Origin of the sequence: Knoellia flava TL1, assembly GCF_000768675.1 — a bacterium.
GTDB classification, from domain to species: Bacteria; Actinomycetota; Actinomycetes; order Actinomycetales; family Dermatophilaceae; genus Knoellia; species Knoellia flava.
In genome coordinates this window covers 126,220-139,141 of sequence record NZ_AVPI01000045.1, presented here as the reverse complement: position 1 = coordinate 139,141, position 12,922 = coordinate 126,220, and the positions used below count along the sequence as shown (strand labels likewise).

The window sequence follows — 12,922 nt, the reverse complement described above, 5'->3', positions numbered from 1 at the left end:
CTAGTCGAACCACGGGTCGAGCCCGTGGAGCGGGAAGACGGCTTGACGGGTGGCGAGGATCGCGGCGTCGACGGGGCGGTCGGGGTTGTGCCCCATGCCCCACGAACGCACCCAGATCGGGAGGTCGTCGGGGGGAAGGTCGCCCATCGTCGCCGGGCCGTCGCGGCCGATGAGCTCGCGCACGTGGTCGTGCCACTCGTCGGGGATCTCCGTGGCGGCCGGGATGGGCGCATGGGCCGCGATGGCAGCCAGGTGGGTCCACGACCGGGGCACGACGTCGACGAGCTCGTAGCCACCTCCGCCGAGGGCGACCCAGCGCCCGTCGGCGACGTCGTGGGCCAGCCGGTGGAGGCACTCGTGCGCTCTCCGTTGGGCGTCGACCGACACGGCGAGGTGCGCGAGCGGGTCCTGGCTGTGGGTGTCGCACCCGTGCTGGGTGACGAGGACGTCGGGCTTGAACGCCTCGACGAGCTGGGGAACGACCGACTCGATGGCGCGCAGCCACTCGGAGTCGCCGGTGCCGGGCGGCAGCGCGACGTTGGCGGCGCTCCCCCGCGCGTCCGGGCCGCCGATGTCGCCGGGGTAGCCCGTCCCCGGGAAGAGCGCACGCCCGGACTCGTGGACCGAGATCGTGAGGACGCGAGGGTCGTGCCAGAAGATCCGCTCCACGCCGTCACCGTGGTGGACGTCGATGTCGACGTAGGCGACGCGCTTGGCCCCGCTGTCGAGAAGGTGCTGGATCCCGACGGCCGCGTCGTTGTAGATGCAGAAGCCGGCGGCGTGGGTGGCCATCGCGTGGTGGAGCCCGCCGCAGTAGTTGACGCCGTGGTCGATCTCGCCACGCCAGACCGCGTCGCAGAGGTCGACCGTGCCCTGGACGATGCGGGCGCTCGCCTCGTGCATCCCCGCGAAGGCCGGGTCGTCCTCCGTCCCCAGACCGCGTCGCGCCTCGGCGACGCTCGGGTCGGCGGAGGCGGCCCGCACTGCGGCGACGTAGCCGGGGTCGTGGACCGTGGCGAGGAGCTCGTCGCTCGCGACGCCCGGACAGACCACCTCGACCTTGTCGAGGACACCGAGCGAGCGCGCCAGCCGGGTGGTGAGGTCGAGTCGCACGGGCGCCATCGGGTGGGTCGGGCCGAAGTTGTATGCCGTGAAGCCGTCGTCCCAGACCAGGCGCGTGCGGTGAGCCATGCCGCGCACGCTACCCCCGGGGACCCCACCGGGCGTTAGCCTCGACCCCGAAGTGACCGTCACGTGGACCCGCCGTCACCGCGGGCCGTCGCAAGGAGGAGCGCCCGTGGGAGCCAAGAACAGCGATCTCGACGTCCTCGTCGTCGGGCTCGGTCGGTTCGGTGGTGCCGCCGCCCTCGAGCTGCGTCGCCTCGGCCACCGCGTCGTCGCGATCGAGAAGGACGGCTTCCTCGCGGAGAAGTTCCTCGGGCGGCTCAGCTCGGTCATCCACGGCGATGCGAGCGACGCCGAGGTCGTCCGCGACGCCAAGGCCTCGCGCTACCGCATCGCCGTCGTCGGGGTCGGCTCGTCGATCGAGGCCTCGGTGCTCTCGTCGGCCAACCTCGTCGACGCCGGCATCCCCGACATCTGGGCCAAGGCGATGTCGCCCGAGCACGCCCGCATCCTCGACCGGATCGGCGTCCAGCACATCGTGCGCCCCGAGGCCGACACCGGCCGCCGCGTCGCGCACCTCGTCGGCGGCAAGCTCCAGGACTACATCGAGTTCGACGACGGCTTCGCCATCGTCAAGATGCGCCCGCCGACCGAAGCGATCGGCTTCACGCTCGAGCAGAGCGCCATCCGCAGCAAGTACGGCGTGACGATCGTCGGCGTGAAGTCACCCGGCGCCGACTTCACGTATGCCGTCCCCTCGACCAAGGTCTCGGCTCACGACACGCTCATCGTCAGCGGCCCGACCGAGCTCCTCGAGCGCCTCGCCTCCCGCCCCTAGCCAGCAAGCCCGCGCGCGGCTCAGAAGTCCCTGGCGACCGATCCGCGGTCGCCTCCGAGGGCGAGCACCATGGCGACCTCGTCCTCGTCGTCGTCGGACTTGACCCGCATGGGGCGTCGCTCGGCGGTCGGGCGGAAACCGAACCCGCTCGCGAACGCGACGGCGCGGCCGTTGTCGCTGCCGACCCAGTAGGCGAGCTGGGTCTGGCCCTGCTCGCGGGCGAGGTTGGCGCCGGCGCGCACGAGCTCGGTGGCGACGCCGCTGCCGCGGGCCTCGGGCGAGACCCAGAGGCCGAAGAGCTCGGCCGTGCGCGGGTGGTCCTCACCGGCTCGACCGACGCTGACGATGCCGATGGGCGAGCCGTCGCGCTCGGCGATGAGGCGGGTGGAGCGCTGCATGCGCAGTCGCCAGAAGTCCTCGTCGAGGGCCTCCTCCTCGGCGGCCGTGGCGGCGAAGGCCTCGGGTGACTCCCGGAGCGCGGTCAGTCGGGTGTCGCGGTACTGCTGCCAGTCCTCTTCGCCCAGCGGGCGCACGCTGATCTCGCTCATGCCCCCACTGTCCCCGACGCCACGGACGGGCGGCAACCCGGGTCCACCCTGACCGCGTACCCGATCTCGAGGATGCCGCCGTAGAGCGGGTTGTCCCACGTCGTGCCCGTCCGGGCGAACCCGTGGCGCTCGTAGAGGCGCTGTGCCGGGAGGTTCTCCTCGGCGACCTCGAGGTGCACGCGTGAGTACCCGGCCTCGCCGGCGGCGTCGAGGGCGGTCGAGACGAGCAGGTCGCCGACACCGGCGCCGCGCGCGGACGCGGACACCCACATGCCGATGAGGTAGACCTCCTCGTCCGGCTGGTCCTGCGAGTGCCAGAGCGACACCGTGCCCACCGGCCGGTCGTCGACGAAGGCGAGCCACACGTGCATCGTCCTCAGGCGTGCGAGCCAGGACGACTCCGGGTAGGCCGCGCTCACGGCATACGTGTTGGCGAAGGCGCGGGGGGTGTCGAGGAGCGCGGCGAGGCGCACGTCGCGGTAGGTGCGCCAGTTGTCCTCGGTGACCGGGACGACCTCGAGGGTCCGGGAGGACCGGTCAGCCACCGGAGAGCTCCTTGGAGCGGACAGCGGCGGCCTCCATCGCGCTGATGAACGCGGCCCGCACCTTGTGGTCGTCGAGCTCGCGCAGGGCTGCTGCCGTCGTGCCGCCCGGCGAGGTGACCTGCTCGCGCAGCACCGTCGGGTGCTGCCCGGTCTCGCGCAGCATGGTCGCTGCGCCGAAGAGGGTCTGCGTGACGAGCTCGGTCGCGGTCGCGCGGGGCATGCCGAGGACAACGCCCGCCTCGATCATCGCCTCGACGACGTAGAAGATGTATGCCGGCCCGCTGCCGGAGATCGCCGTCACCGCGTCGAGCTGCTTCTCGGGGACCTCGGTCACCTTGCCGGTGGCGGCGAGGAGCTCGATGGCGTGCTGGAGCTGGTCGGGCTGGCAGTGACGGCCGCCGCTCACCGCCGCCATGCCCTGGTCGACGAGCGCCGGGGTGTTGGGCATGACGCGCACGACCGAGCGGCCCTCTGCCAGACGGCTCTCAAGGAACTCGGTCGTGATGCCGGCGGCGAGGCTGACGACGAGGTTGCCGTCGGCGACGTGGGGGCTGATCTCGTCGAGGAGCGCAGCCATGTCCTGCGGCTTGACGACGAGGACGAGGGTGTCGGCCTGGGTGGCCGCCTCGACGTTGGTGAGGGCGCGCACGCCGTACTTCTCGGTCAGCTCGGCAGCGCGGTCGGCCCGGCGCTCGGTGATGAGGAGCTCGTCGGCCGGTCGCCCCGCTCGCAGCAGACCCGAGAGCAACGTCTCGCCCATGACACCCGCACCGAAGATCGCCACCGTTCCCATGGCGCGAGACTATGCCGGGTCCGGCGGTGCGGCGACCAGCGGGTTTCAGCCCGTGGCGTCAGCCCTTCGAGACGAGGCTGCGGAGGAAGAGGCTCGCGAGGCGGACCCCCGCGCGACGTCAGCCCTTCGAGACGAGGCTGCGGAGGAAGAACTGCAGGTTGGCGGGGCGCTCGGCCATGCGACGCATGAGGTAGCCGTACCACTCCTCGCCGAACGGCACGTAGACACGCATCTGGTGGCCGCGGTCGGCGATCCGGATTTGCTCGTCGGGGCGGATGCCGTAGAGCATCTGGAACTCGTAGGAGTCGGGCTCGCGTCCGTGGCGGCTCGCGAGCGCCCGGGCGATGTCGATGAGCCGCGGGTCGTGGCTGGCCACCATCGGGTAGCCCTCGCCCTCCATGAGGATCTTGAGGCAGCGGACGTAGGAGAGGTCGACGTCCTCGGCGTCCTGGTAGGCGACCGACGCGGGCTCCTTGTAGGCGCCCTTGCAGAGCCGGACCCGGCTGCCCGCGGTGGCGAGGTCGCGGCAGTCTCCCTCGGTGCGGTGGAGGTAGGACTGGAGGACGGCACCGGTGTCCGGGAAGTCCTTGCGCAGCTCGGCGAGGATCGACAGCGTCGAGTCCGTCGTCGTGTGGTCCTCCATGTCGAGGGTGACGGTCGTGTCGGCGTCGCGGGCCGCCTCGCAGATGATGCGGGCGTTGTCGAGCGCGATCTTCTCGCCGTCCTGCGGCAGTGCCTGGCCGACGGCGCTCAGCTTGACGCTCACCTCGGCCGCCCCGAACTGCGACAGGTCCTTGGCCTTGAGGGCGCGCAGCAGCCCGACGTAGGTGTCGACGGTGTGCGCGGCCTGGCCGGCGTCGAGGGTGTCCTCGCCGAGGTAGTCGATCGTCACCTGACGGTTCGTCGCGCGCAGCTCGGCGGTCGCCTCGACGGCGTGGGCGACGTCCGTGCCGGGGACGTAGCGCTGCACGACGTTGCGGCTGACCGGCGCCTTCTCGATCGTGGTGCGCACGAGCGTCGAGTCCGAGAGGTGCAGCAGGCCGGAGCGAAGGAGGTCGGAGGCGTCCACGGACGTCAGGCTAACCGCTCCCCCGGCCTCCCTCGCAGCCAGCCGGTATGCCGTGTGCGCACCTTCGTTCAGGGCGTGCGGCGACGCAGGGTGAGGCTTCCGAGCGCGAGTGAGAGCAGGATCGCGGCGACGATGACCGCGATGTCCGAGCTCACGTCCCCGACCGGGTCGGGGACCGAGGCGATCGTGCGCATCGCGTCGACGGCATACGAGAGGGGCAGGACGTCCGAGAGGGTCGAGAGGACCGACGGCAGGTTCTCGCGAGGGACGAGGAGTCCGCAGAGGAGGAACTGCGGGAGCACGAGTGCCGGCATGAACTGCACAGCCTGGAACTCCGTGGCCGCGAAGCCGCTGACGAAGAGGCCGAGCGCCGTGCCGAGGAGCGCGTCGCAGACCGCGATGACGACGAGCAGCCAGACCGGCCCGGCGACGTCGAGCCCGCACACCCAGACGGCGAATCCCGTTGCCACGAGGGCCTGCACGACCGCCATGAGTCCGAAGGCCAGGGCGTAGCCAAGCATGAAGTCGCCCTTGCCGAGCGGTGTGGTCAGCAGGCGCTCGAGGGTGCCCGAGGTGCGCTCGCGCAGCGTGGCGACGCTCGTGACGATGAACATGACGACGAACGGGAAGACGCCGAGCAGCGCGGCGCCGATCCGGTCGAAGACAGGTGTGCCGTCGAAGATCCAGGCGAGCAGGCCGAGGAGCACGCACGGGACGACGAGCATCATCGCGATGGTGCGGTGGTCGGCGCGCAGCTGGCGCAGGATGCGCGCGGTCGTGGCGAGCGTGATGCGCGGGTTCATGCCGGGCCACCCTTCGAGGCCGCGTCCGTGGGTCTCGCCTCTGCGGCCCGGTCGACGAGCCGGAGGAAGGCCTCCTCGGCGTCGGTGGCACCGGTGCGCGCGAGCAGCTCGGCGAGCGTGGAGTCGCTGAGGATCTCGCCCTCACGCAGAAGGATGAGCCGGTCGCACCGCGTCGCCTCGTCCATGACGTGGCTCGACACGAGGAGGGTGCGGCCCTCGTCGTGCGCCAGTCGCCGGAAGAGGTTCCAGAGGTCGCGGCGCAGCACCGGGTCGAGGCCGACGGTCGGCTCGTCGAGGACGAGGACCTCGGGGTCGCCGACGAGCGCTGCGGCGAGGGACGCCCGCGAGCGCTGGCCCCCGGAGAGGGTCGAGACGCTCGCGTCGGCGTGGCTCGTGAGGTCGACCGCCTCGATGGCCCGGTCGACGGCGTCCGGGCTCGCACCGAGCACCTGGGCGAAGTAGGTGAGGTTGTGGCGCACCGAGAGGTCGGCATAGATGCTCGGCGACTGGGTGACGTAGCCGATGCGGTGCCGCAGGTCGGGGTGCCCGGCCGGCCGCCCGAGGACGGTGACGTCCCCGCTCTCGACCTGCTGGACGCCGACGATCGCCCGCATGAGCGTCGACTTGCCGCCGCCACTCGGACCGAGGAGGCCCACGACCTGACCGGCGGGCACCGTGACGCTGAGGTCGGGCAGGACGCTCCGGCCGCCGCGCCGCACGACGAGGTGCTCGACGACGATCGCGTCCGCGCTGAGGGGTTCGACGACGCTTTTCCTCATGTGATGAATTTAGACCCGACAGAGCGCCTCCCGCAAGACCCCGGGAGAGTGCGGAGTCAGTCGGTGGGCGGGACGAGGTGGTGCTGCAGGCTCGGGCCGAGGAGGGCGACGAGCTCGTCGACCGACGCGTCGGCGACGGCCGGCACCTTGACGACGTAGCGAAGCAGGCCCGTGCCGATGAGCTGGGCGGCGCCGAGCGCGACCCGCACTTCGAGCGACTCCCCCTCCCTCTCGGGCGCGCCGGACTCCCGCACGGTGTCGACGACCCGGTGGAGCACCTCGCGGCCGACGAACTCGCGCACCATGCGGGCGTGCTCCTCGTGCGCGGCGGCCGCGGCGAACATCGCGGCGAACCGCTCGCGCCCCTCCGGTGAGTCCCATACGGCGAGGAAGACTCGCGCGAGGGTGGCCCCGAGCTCGCTGCGAGGGGCGGCCGCGATCCGCTCGACGAGGACGGCGGGGTTGGCGGGGAAGGCCATGACCTCGACGAAGAGCTCGGACTTGCCGTCGAAGTAGTGGTGCACGAGCTTGGGGTCGACTCCCGCCTCGCGGGCGACGGCCCGCAACGAGGTGCCGTCGTAGCCGCGCTGCGCGAACTCGGTCCGCGCGGCGGCGACGATCGCCGAGCGCGTGTCCTCGCCGCCGGGGCGGCGGCCGCGGGGGCTCATGCCTCCTCCTCGGCCTCGAGGGCGCCGGCGAGGTGCAGCCGGCAGAAGGCGAGGGACTCGGCCAGGGCGATCTCACGCTGCTCGCCGGTGAGCCGCCGCGTCGAGATCTCGACGACGACCGATCCGTCGAACCCGTTGTGCACCAGGGCATCCAGCACCTGTCCGCAGGGCTGGTTGCCGTGGCCCGGCACGAGGTGCTCGTCCCTCATCGAGCCGGCGCCGTCGGCGAGGTGCAGGTGCTTCAGTCTCGGCCCGAGGGCCTCGACCATGGCGAGCGCGTCCGAGCCGGCGGTGGCGGTGTGCGACAGGTCGAGCGTCACGTGGTCGTAGGGCTGCGGCACCGGGTCCCAGTGCGGCAGGTAGGCCTCGATCTCGCGACCGCGGACCCGCCACGGATACATGTTCTCGACGGCGAGGGTGATGCCCGACTCGTGCTCGCGCGTGGCGATGCCGTCGGCGAAGTCGCGGGCGTAGTCCTTCTGCCAGCGGAACGGCGGGTGCAGCACGACCGTCTCGGCGCCGAGGTCGTGGGCGAGCTCGAGCGAGCGGTCGATCTTGCCCCACGGCTCGACGCCGAAGATGCGCTGGCTGATGAGCAGCGTCGGTGCGTGGACCGAGACGATGCGTATGCCGTGCAGCTCGGCCAGCGCGCGCAGCGCACCCGCCTCCTGGGTCACCGGGTCGGTCCAGACCATGACCTCGACGGCGTCGTAGCCGAGTCGCGAGGCGTGCTGGAAGGCGGCCGCGCAGTTCTCCGGGTAGACGGACGCGGTGGAGAGGGCCACCGGGATGTCCGGCACCCGCACGGCATCGCCGCTCGCCATCAGTGCATTCCGTCGAGCCGGCGCAGGATGATCCCCTCGCGCAGGGCCCAGGGGCAGATCTCGAGCCGGTCGACCCCGAGCAGGTCCATCGTTGCGGACACGACGAGGCCGCCGGCGAGCAGCTGCCGGGCTCGCGAGGTGGAGACGCCGGGGAGCGAGCTGCGCTCTGCCGCAGGCATGCTCGCGATCCGGGGCAGGATCGCGTCGAGAGCGTCGCGCTCGAGGTGGCGGACGGCATACATGCCCTCGGCGCTCGGTGCGGCACCCGTGATCCGGGCGAGGGAGCGCATCGTCTTCGAGGTGCCGACGACCCGGTCCGGTGAGCCTGCCTTGGCGAGCGGCCGCAGCTCGCGCGCGATCGCGGCGCGCACGTGCTTGCGGGCAGCGCGGACGGCAGCCTCACTGGGCGGGTCCCCGGGGAGGTGGTCGCGGGTGACGCGGCCGGCGCCGAGCGGCAGCGAGATCGCGATGTCGGGCTCCTCGTCCATGCCCTGCCCGATCTCGAGCGAGCCACCGCCGATGTCGGCGACGAGCAGCGTCCCCGCGGACCAGCCGAACCAGCGTCGCGCCGCAAGGAAGGTGAGCCGGGCCTCGTCCTCGCCAGAGAGCACCTCGAGCACGACGCCCGTGCGGTCCTTGACGTCCGCGAGGACGTCGTCGCCGTTCGGCGCCTCGCGGATCGCGCTCGTGACGAAGCCCATGAGTTCCTCGACGCCCTGGTCCTCGGCGACGGTGAGGCACTCGGCGACGAACTCAGCGAGCTGGTCGCGGCCGGTGTCGTCGATCGAGCCGTCGTCGGTGACGTGCTCCGAGAGGCGCAGCTCGCGCTTGTGCGAGCTCGCGGGCAGCGGCTGGGCGCCGGTGTGGGCGTCGACGACGAGGAGGTGCACGGTGTTGGATCCCACGTCGATGACCCCGAGCCGCATGGGTCCACGGTAGTCGGCGCGCGGCGGCATAGGGTGACCCGGTGGCCGAGACCCCGCTGGACATCCCTCGCACCTGGGTCGAGTTCCCGGACCCCGCCGACCCGGGTCAGCGCTTCCGGTGCGACATCACCTGGCTCACCTCTCGGTGGACCTGCATCTTCGGGTCCGGATGCGAGGGCATCTATGCCGACAGGCCCGACGACGGGTGCTGCACCCTCGGCGCGCACTTCTCCGACGACGACGACCTCGCCCGCGTCGCCGCCGTCGTCGAGCAGCTCGGTGAGGACGAGTGGCAGCTGCGCCCCGACCGCAAGAACCCGGCCAAGGTCTCGCACTGGACCGAGCTCGAGGACGGCGCGCGCAAGACGAAGGTCGTCGACGGGGCGTGCATCTTCCTCAACCGGCCCGGCTTCCCCGCCGGCGCCGGGTGCGCGCTGCACCAGCACGCCGTGCTCACCGGCGAGCCGCCGCACACGCAGAAGCCGGACGTCTGCTGGCAGCTGCCGATCCGGCGCACCTTCCGCACCGTCGAGAACCCCGACGACACGAGCTACCTCGAGGTGTCGATCGGCGAGTACGACCGGCGCGGCTGGGGTCCGGGTGGGCACGACCTCGACTGGTACTGCTCGGGCAACCCGCAGGCCCACGTCGGTGCCGAGCCGGTCTACCGCAGCAACCGCGCCGAGCTCGTCGAGCTCATGGGGCAGGAGGCCTACGACGAGCTCGTCGTCAGGTGCGAGGCGCACCTCGCCGCGGTCAAGGCCGTGCGGACCCCGGCGTCACGACGGCTGCTCCCGCTCTTCGTCCACCCGGCGACGGTCGAGGCCGACCACCCCACACTGCGCAAGGGCCACTGACACCCCCGGGCGTGCACAACTCACCAATTCCTCCCGTTCGGTACAGGACCTACCCCGTACCGAACGGAAGGAATTGGTGAGTTAGGTGCGCAGGTCGAGGGCGAGGTCGAGGATCGGGGACGAGTGCGTGAGTGCGCCCACGCTGAGGTAGTCGACGCCGGTCGCGGCATAGTCGGCCGCCACCTCGAGCGTGAGACCGCCGGTCGCCTCGATCTCGACGTCCTCGCCGGTCGCGCGCACCGCCTCGACCGTCGCACGCAGCAGGTCGGTCGACATGTTGTCGCAGAGCAGGAACCGCGCGCCGGCGGCCACGGACTCGAGGGCCTCCTCGGTCGTCGTCACCTCGACCTGGACCGGCACCTCGGGGAAGTGCTCGCGCACGGCGGCGTATGCCGCGGCGAGACTCCCCGCTGCGAGCTTGTGGTTGTCCTTGATCATGGCGACGTCGTGCAGGCCCATGCGCTTGTTGGTGCCTCCGCCGGCGCGCACGGCGAACTTCTCGAGCGCCCGCAGCCCCGGGGTCGTCTTGCGGGTGTCGAGGACCATGGCTCCCGATCCCGCGAGCGCGTCGGCCCAGCGAGCGGTGTGCGTCGCGACGCCTGACAGCCGGCTGATGATGTTGAGGAGGGTGCGCTCGGCGACGAGCGTCGCCCGGGTCGAGCCGGACAGCTCGGCCACGACGTCGCCGCGCTCGACAGGGTCGCCGTCGTGGGCGACGAGCCGCACCGAGACGGGCTCGGTCCCCAGCCGTCGTGCGACCTCGTCGAGGGTGAGGGCGATGACCTCGACACCGGCGACGACACCGGACTCACGGGCGACGACGCCGGCCTCGGTGCGCTGGTCCTCAGGGATGGTGGCGGTCGTCGTCACGTCGACGCCGTCGGGTCCACCGAGGTCCTCGTCGAGGGCCACGGTGACGACACGTCGGGCGTCGGCCTCGGGGAAGGCGAGGTCGGGACGCGAGGGCGAGCTCACGGCATACTCCGTTCGGTCGCGGTGAGAGATCGGTCGCGTGCGACGACGACGCTCTGTCGGCGCAGCCAGTGGGCGTCGTCGCGGTCGGGGAAGTCGCTACGCACGTGGCCGCCCCGCGTCTCCTCGCGACGGCGGGCCAGCTCGGTGAGGACCTGGCCGAGGTGGAGCAGGTTCGTCGTCTCCCACGTCCTCGGGCCGGGCGCGGCCGTCGACGGCGGCAACGCGGCGAGACGGGCGAGCTCGGCTGCGGTCTCGGTCGTCGACCCCGCCGAGCGCACGGGACCGGAGCCGGCGGTCATCGTGCGCTGCACGGTGAGGCGCTGCGAGCTGTCGAGCAGCGCGCCCTCCCCCGCCTCACCGCCGGCGTGCGCCGGCACCGCCGGCACGACCACCTCGGGCAGCTCGCCGGCGGCGATACGAGCGGGGATGTCGGAAGCGATGCGGCTCGCGAAGACGAGGCCCTCGAGGAGGCTGTTGGAGGCGAGGCGGTTGGCGCCGTGGACGCCGGTGCACGAGCACTCGCCGCAAGCATAGAGGCCGGGCAGCGAGGTGCGCCCGTGCAGGTCGGTCTCGATGCCACCGGAGGCGTAGTGCTGGGCCGGCGCGACCGGCAGCAGGTCGGTCGCGGGGTCGAAGCCCAGCGACCGGCACGACGCGACGATCGACGGGAAGCGCTCCTCGAGGAAGTCCGCGCCGAGGTGGCGGGCGTCGAGGAAGACGTGGTCGGTGCCCTGCTCGCGCATCGTCTCGAGGATGGCGCGGGCGACGACGTCGCGCGGGGCGAGGTCGGCGAGCTCGTGCCGCCCCTCCATGATCCGCCGGCCCGAGGCGTCGACGAGGAAGGCGCCCTCGCCGCGCACGGCCTCGGAGATGAGCGGCTGCTGGCCGGTCGAGCCCTCGCCGAGGAAGAGCACGGTGGGGTGGAACTGGATGAACTCGAGGTCGGTCACCCGGGCGCCGGCGCGCAGCGCGGCGGCCATGCCGTCACCGGTCGCGACGGGCGGGTTCGTCGTCGACGTGTAGATCTGGCCGAGGCCGCCGGTGGCGAGGACGACCGCGCGGGCGTAGGCCGCGCCGACCCCGTCGAGCTGGCCCTCGCCGATGACGTGGAGCGTCACGCCGACGACGGGCGCGCCTGTGCCTGGCTCGCCCTCGCCGGAACCGTCCGGGACATCGCCCTCCTGGAGCAGGTCGACGACGAGCGCGTGCTCGACGACCTCGATGCCGGGGTCGTCGATGACGCGGTGGAGCGCCGCGATGAGGGCCCGCGAGATCTCACGCCCGGTCGCGTCGCCACCGGCGTGCGCGATACGGTCGCGGTGGTGCCCACCCTCACGGGTCAGCTTGATCTCGCCCTCGGCGTCGAGGTCGAACTCGGCACCGAGGGCGACGAGCTCACGCACCCGGCGCGGCCCCTCGGTCACCAGCGCCTCGACGGCCTCGCGGTCGCAGAGCCCGACGCCGGCGACGAGGGTGTCCTCGAGGTGCTCCTCGGGCGAGTCCTCCGGGTGGAGCGCGGCGGCGATGCCGCCCTGCGCCCACGCCGTCGACCCCTCGTCGAGGACGGTCTTGGTGACGAGCAGGACGCGGTCGACGCGCTCGCGCAGCCGGAGCGCGCAGGTGAGCCCGGCGATGCCGGAGCCGACGACGATGACGTCGGCCGACGTCGTCCAGCCGGGTGCCGGCGCCGCGAGCGCCCGCGGGATCCGCACCTCGGGTGCGGTCACCCGTGCGAGCGCTTCGTCACGGCCGACGTCATGAGGCCGTAGCCCTCGGGGACGTCGCCGCCGTCGTCGCCGACCTCGACGATCTTGTTGTCCTTGTCGACGAAGACGACGTGCGGGTCGTGGGCGCGCGCGTCCTCGTCGGACATCGAGGCGTAGGCGATGATGATGACGGTGTCGCCGGGGCTGATGAGCCGGGCCGCCGCGCCGTTGATGCAGAGGATGCCCGAGCCGCGCTCACCCTCGATGGCGTAGGTCGTGAGCCGGTTGCCGTTGTCGACGTCGACGACGTCGACCTGCTGCCCCGGCAGGAGGTCGGCCGCGTCCATGAGGTCCATGTCGATCGTCAGCGAGCCGACGTAGTGCAGGTCGGCCTGGGTGACGGTGGCACGGTGGATCTTGCTGTGCAGCATGTAGCGGTACATGGGTGGGGCTCCTGGTCGAGGTG

Annotated in this window: 15 protein-coding genes; 2 read left to right on the top strand and 13 right to left on the bottom strand. The window is 72.2% G+C overall.

The features are described 5' to 3' along the window. A complete protein-coding gene (locus N798_RS13455; RefSeq protein ID WP_035949184.1) occupies nucleotides 1–1,191 on the bottom strand; it encodes an acetoin utilization protein AcuC in 1,191 nt (396 codons plus the stop codon). A gap of 106 nt (nucleotides 1,192–1,297) precedes the next feature. Between N798_RS13455 and N798_RS13450 the strand changes: the two genes are divergently transcribed. Then, on the top strand, nucleotides 1,298–1,963 hold the full coding sequence (locus N798_RS13450) for a potassium channel family protein (RefSeq protein ID WP_035949182.1): 666 nt from the start codon (nucleotides 1,298–1,300) through the stop codon (nucleotides 1,961–1,963). A 20-nt stretch (nucleotides 1,964–1,983) separates the two neighbouring features. Here the strand turns inward: N798_RS13450 and N798_RS13445 are convergent, their stop codons facing one another. The 9 genes from N798_RS13445 to N798_RS13405 all read right to left on the bottom strand — a co-directional run bounded on the left by N798_RS13445 (nucleotide 1,984) and on the right by N798_RS13405 (nucleotide 8,918). Then, on the bottom strand, nucleotides 1,984–2,511 hold the full coding sequence (locus N798_RS13445; protein ID WP_035949179.1) for a GNAT family N-acetyltransferase: 528 nt from the start codon (nucleotides 2,509–2,511) through the stop codon (nucleotides 1,984–1,986). Next, nucleotides 2,508–3,056, bottom strand: a complete 549-nt coding sequence (locus tag N798_RS13440; protein ID WP_052117348.1) for a GNAT family N-acetyltransferase — start codon at nucleotides 3,054–3,056, stop codon at nucleotides 2,508–2,510. The genes N798_RS13445 and N798_RS13440 overlap by 4 nt, the downstream gene beginning before the upstream one ends. Further along, nucleotides 3,049–3,849 carry a pyrroline-5-carboxylate reductase gene (gene proC, locus N798_RS13435; protein WP_035949176.1) on the bottom strand — a complete coding sequence of 267 codons (801 nt, stop codon included), beginning with the start codon at nucleotides 3,847–3,849 and terminating at the stop codon, nucleotides 3,049–3,051. The genes N798_RS13440 and proC overlap by 8 nt, the downstream gene beginning before the upstream one ends. 118 nt (nucleotides 3,850–3,967) lie before the next feature. Next, nucleotides 3,968–4,918: a proline dehydrogenase family protein gene (locus N798_RS13430; RefSeq protein ID WP_035949174.1), complete on the bottom strand. Its 951-nt coding sequence runs from the start codon at nucleotides 4,916–4,918 to the stop codon at nucleotides 3,968–3,970. 68 nt (nucleotides 4,919–4,986) lie between these two features. Next, complete coding sequence (locus tag N798_RS13425) at nucleotides 4,987–5,721, bottom strand: ABC transporter permease (RefSeq protein ID WP_035949173.1); 735 nt, start codon at nucleotides 5,719–5,721, stop codon at nucleotides 4,987–4,989. After that, nucleotides 5,718–6,500 carry an ABC transporter ATP-binding protein gene (locus tag N798_RS13420; protein ID WP_035949171.1) on the bottom strand — a complete coding sequence of 261 codons (783 nt, stop codon included), beginning with the start codon at nucleotides 6,498–6,500 and terminating at the stop codon, nucleotides 5,718–5,720. The genes N798_RS13425 and N798_RS13420 overlap by 4 nt, the downstream gene beginning before the upstream one ends. 56 nt (nucleotides 6,501–6,556) lie before the next feature. Then, nucleotides 6,557–7,168, bottom strand: a complete 612-nt coding sequence (locus tag N798_RS13415) for a TetR/AcrR family transcriptional regulator (protein WP_035949169.1) — start codon at nucleotides 7,166–7,168, stop codon at nucleotides 6,557–6,559. Next, nucleotides 7,165–7,992 (bottom strand): sugar phosphate isomerase/epimerase family protein, encoded by an 828-nt coding sequence (locus tag N798_RS13410; RefSeq protein ID WP_035949167.1) that lies wholly within the window; start codon nucleotides 7,990–7,992, stop codon nucleotides 7,165–7,167. Before N798_RS13410 ends, N798_RS13415 begins: the two co-directional genes overlap by 4 nt. Further along, nucleotides 7,992–8,918, bottom strand: coding sequence for a Ppx/GppA family phosphatase (locus tag N798_RS13405; RefSeq protein ID WP_035949305.1), 927 nt, complete (start codon nucleotides 8,916–8,918; stop codon nucleotides 7,992–7,994). Before N798_RS13405 ends, N798_RS13410 begins: the two co-directional genes overlap by 1 nt. 41 nt (nucleotides 8,919–8,959) lie before the next feature. On the opposite strand from N798_RS13405, the gene N798_RS13400 reads away from it, so the two are divergent. Then, nucleotides 8,960–9,775 carry a hypothetical protein gene (locus N798_RS13400; RefSeq protein ID WP_035949164.1) on the top strand — a complete coding sequence of 272 codons (816 nt, stop codon included), beginning with the start codon at nucleotides 8,960–8,962 and terminating at the stop codon, nucleotides 9,773–9,775. An 81-nt stretch (nucleotides 9,776–9,856) separates the two neighbouring features. On the opposite strand, the gene nadC is transcribed toward N798_RS13400, so the two are convergent. The 3 genes from nadC to panD are packed head-to-tail and all read right to left on the bottom strand — an operon-like array spanning nucleotide 9,857 to nucleotide 12,899. Continuing rightward, nucleotides 9,857–10,750: a carboxylating nicotinate-nucleotide diphosphorylase gene (gene nadC / locus N798_RS13395; protein WP_035949162.1), complete on the bottom strand. Its 894-nt coding sequence runs from the start codon at nucleotides 10,748–10,750 to the stop codon at nucleotides 9,857–9,859. Next, complete coding sequence (locus N798_RS13390; protein ID WP_084100698.1) at nucleotides 10,747–12,477, bottom strand: L-aspartate oxidase; 1,731 nt, start codon at nucleotides 12,475–12,477, stop codon at nucleotides 10,747–10,749. Before N798_RS13390 ends, nadC begins: the two co-directional genes overlap by 4 nt. Beyond that, nucleotides 12,474–12,899, bottom strand: coding sequence for an aspartate 1-decarboxylase (gene panD, locus N798_RS13385; protein WP_035949161.1), 426 nt, complete (start codon nucleotides 12,897–12,899; stop codon nucleotides 12,474–12,476). The genes N798_RS13390 and panD overlap by 4 nt, the downstream gene beginning before the upstream one ends. Between the last annotated feature and the right edge of the window lie 23 nt (nucleotides 12,900–12,922).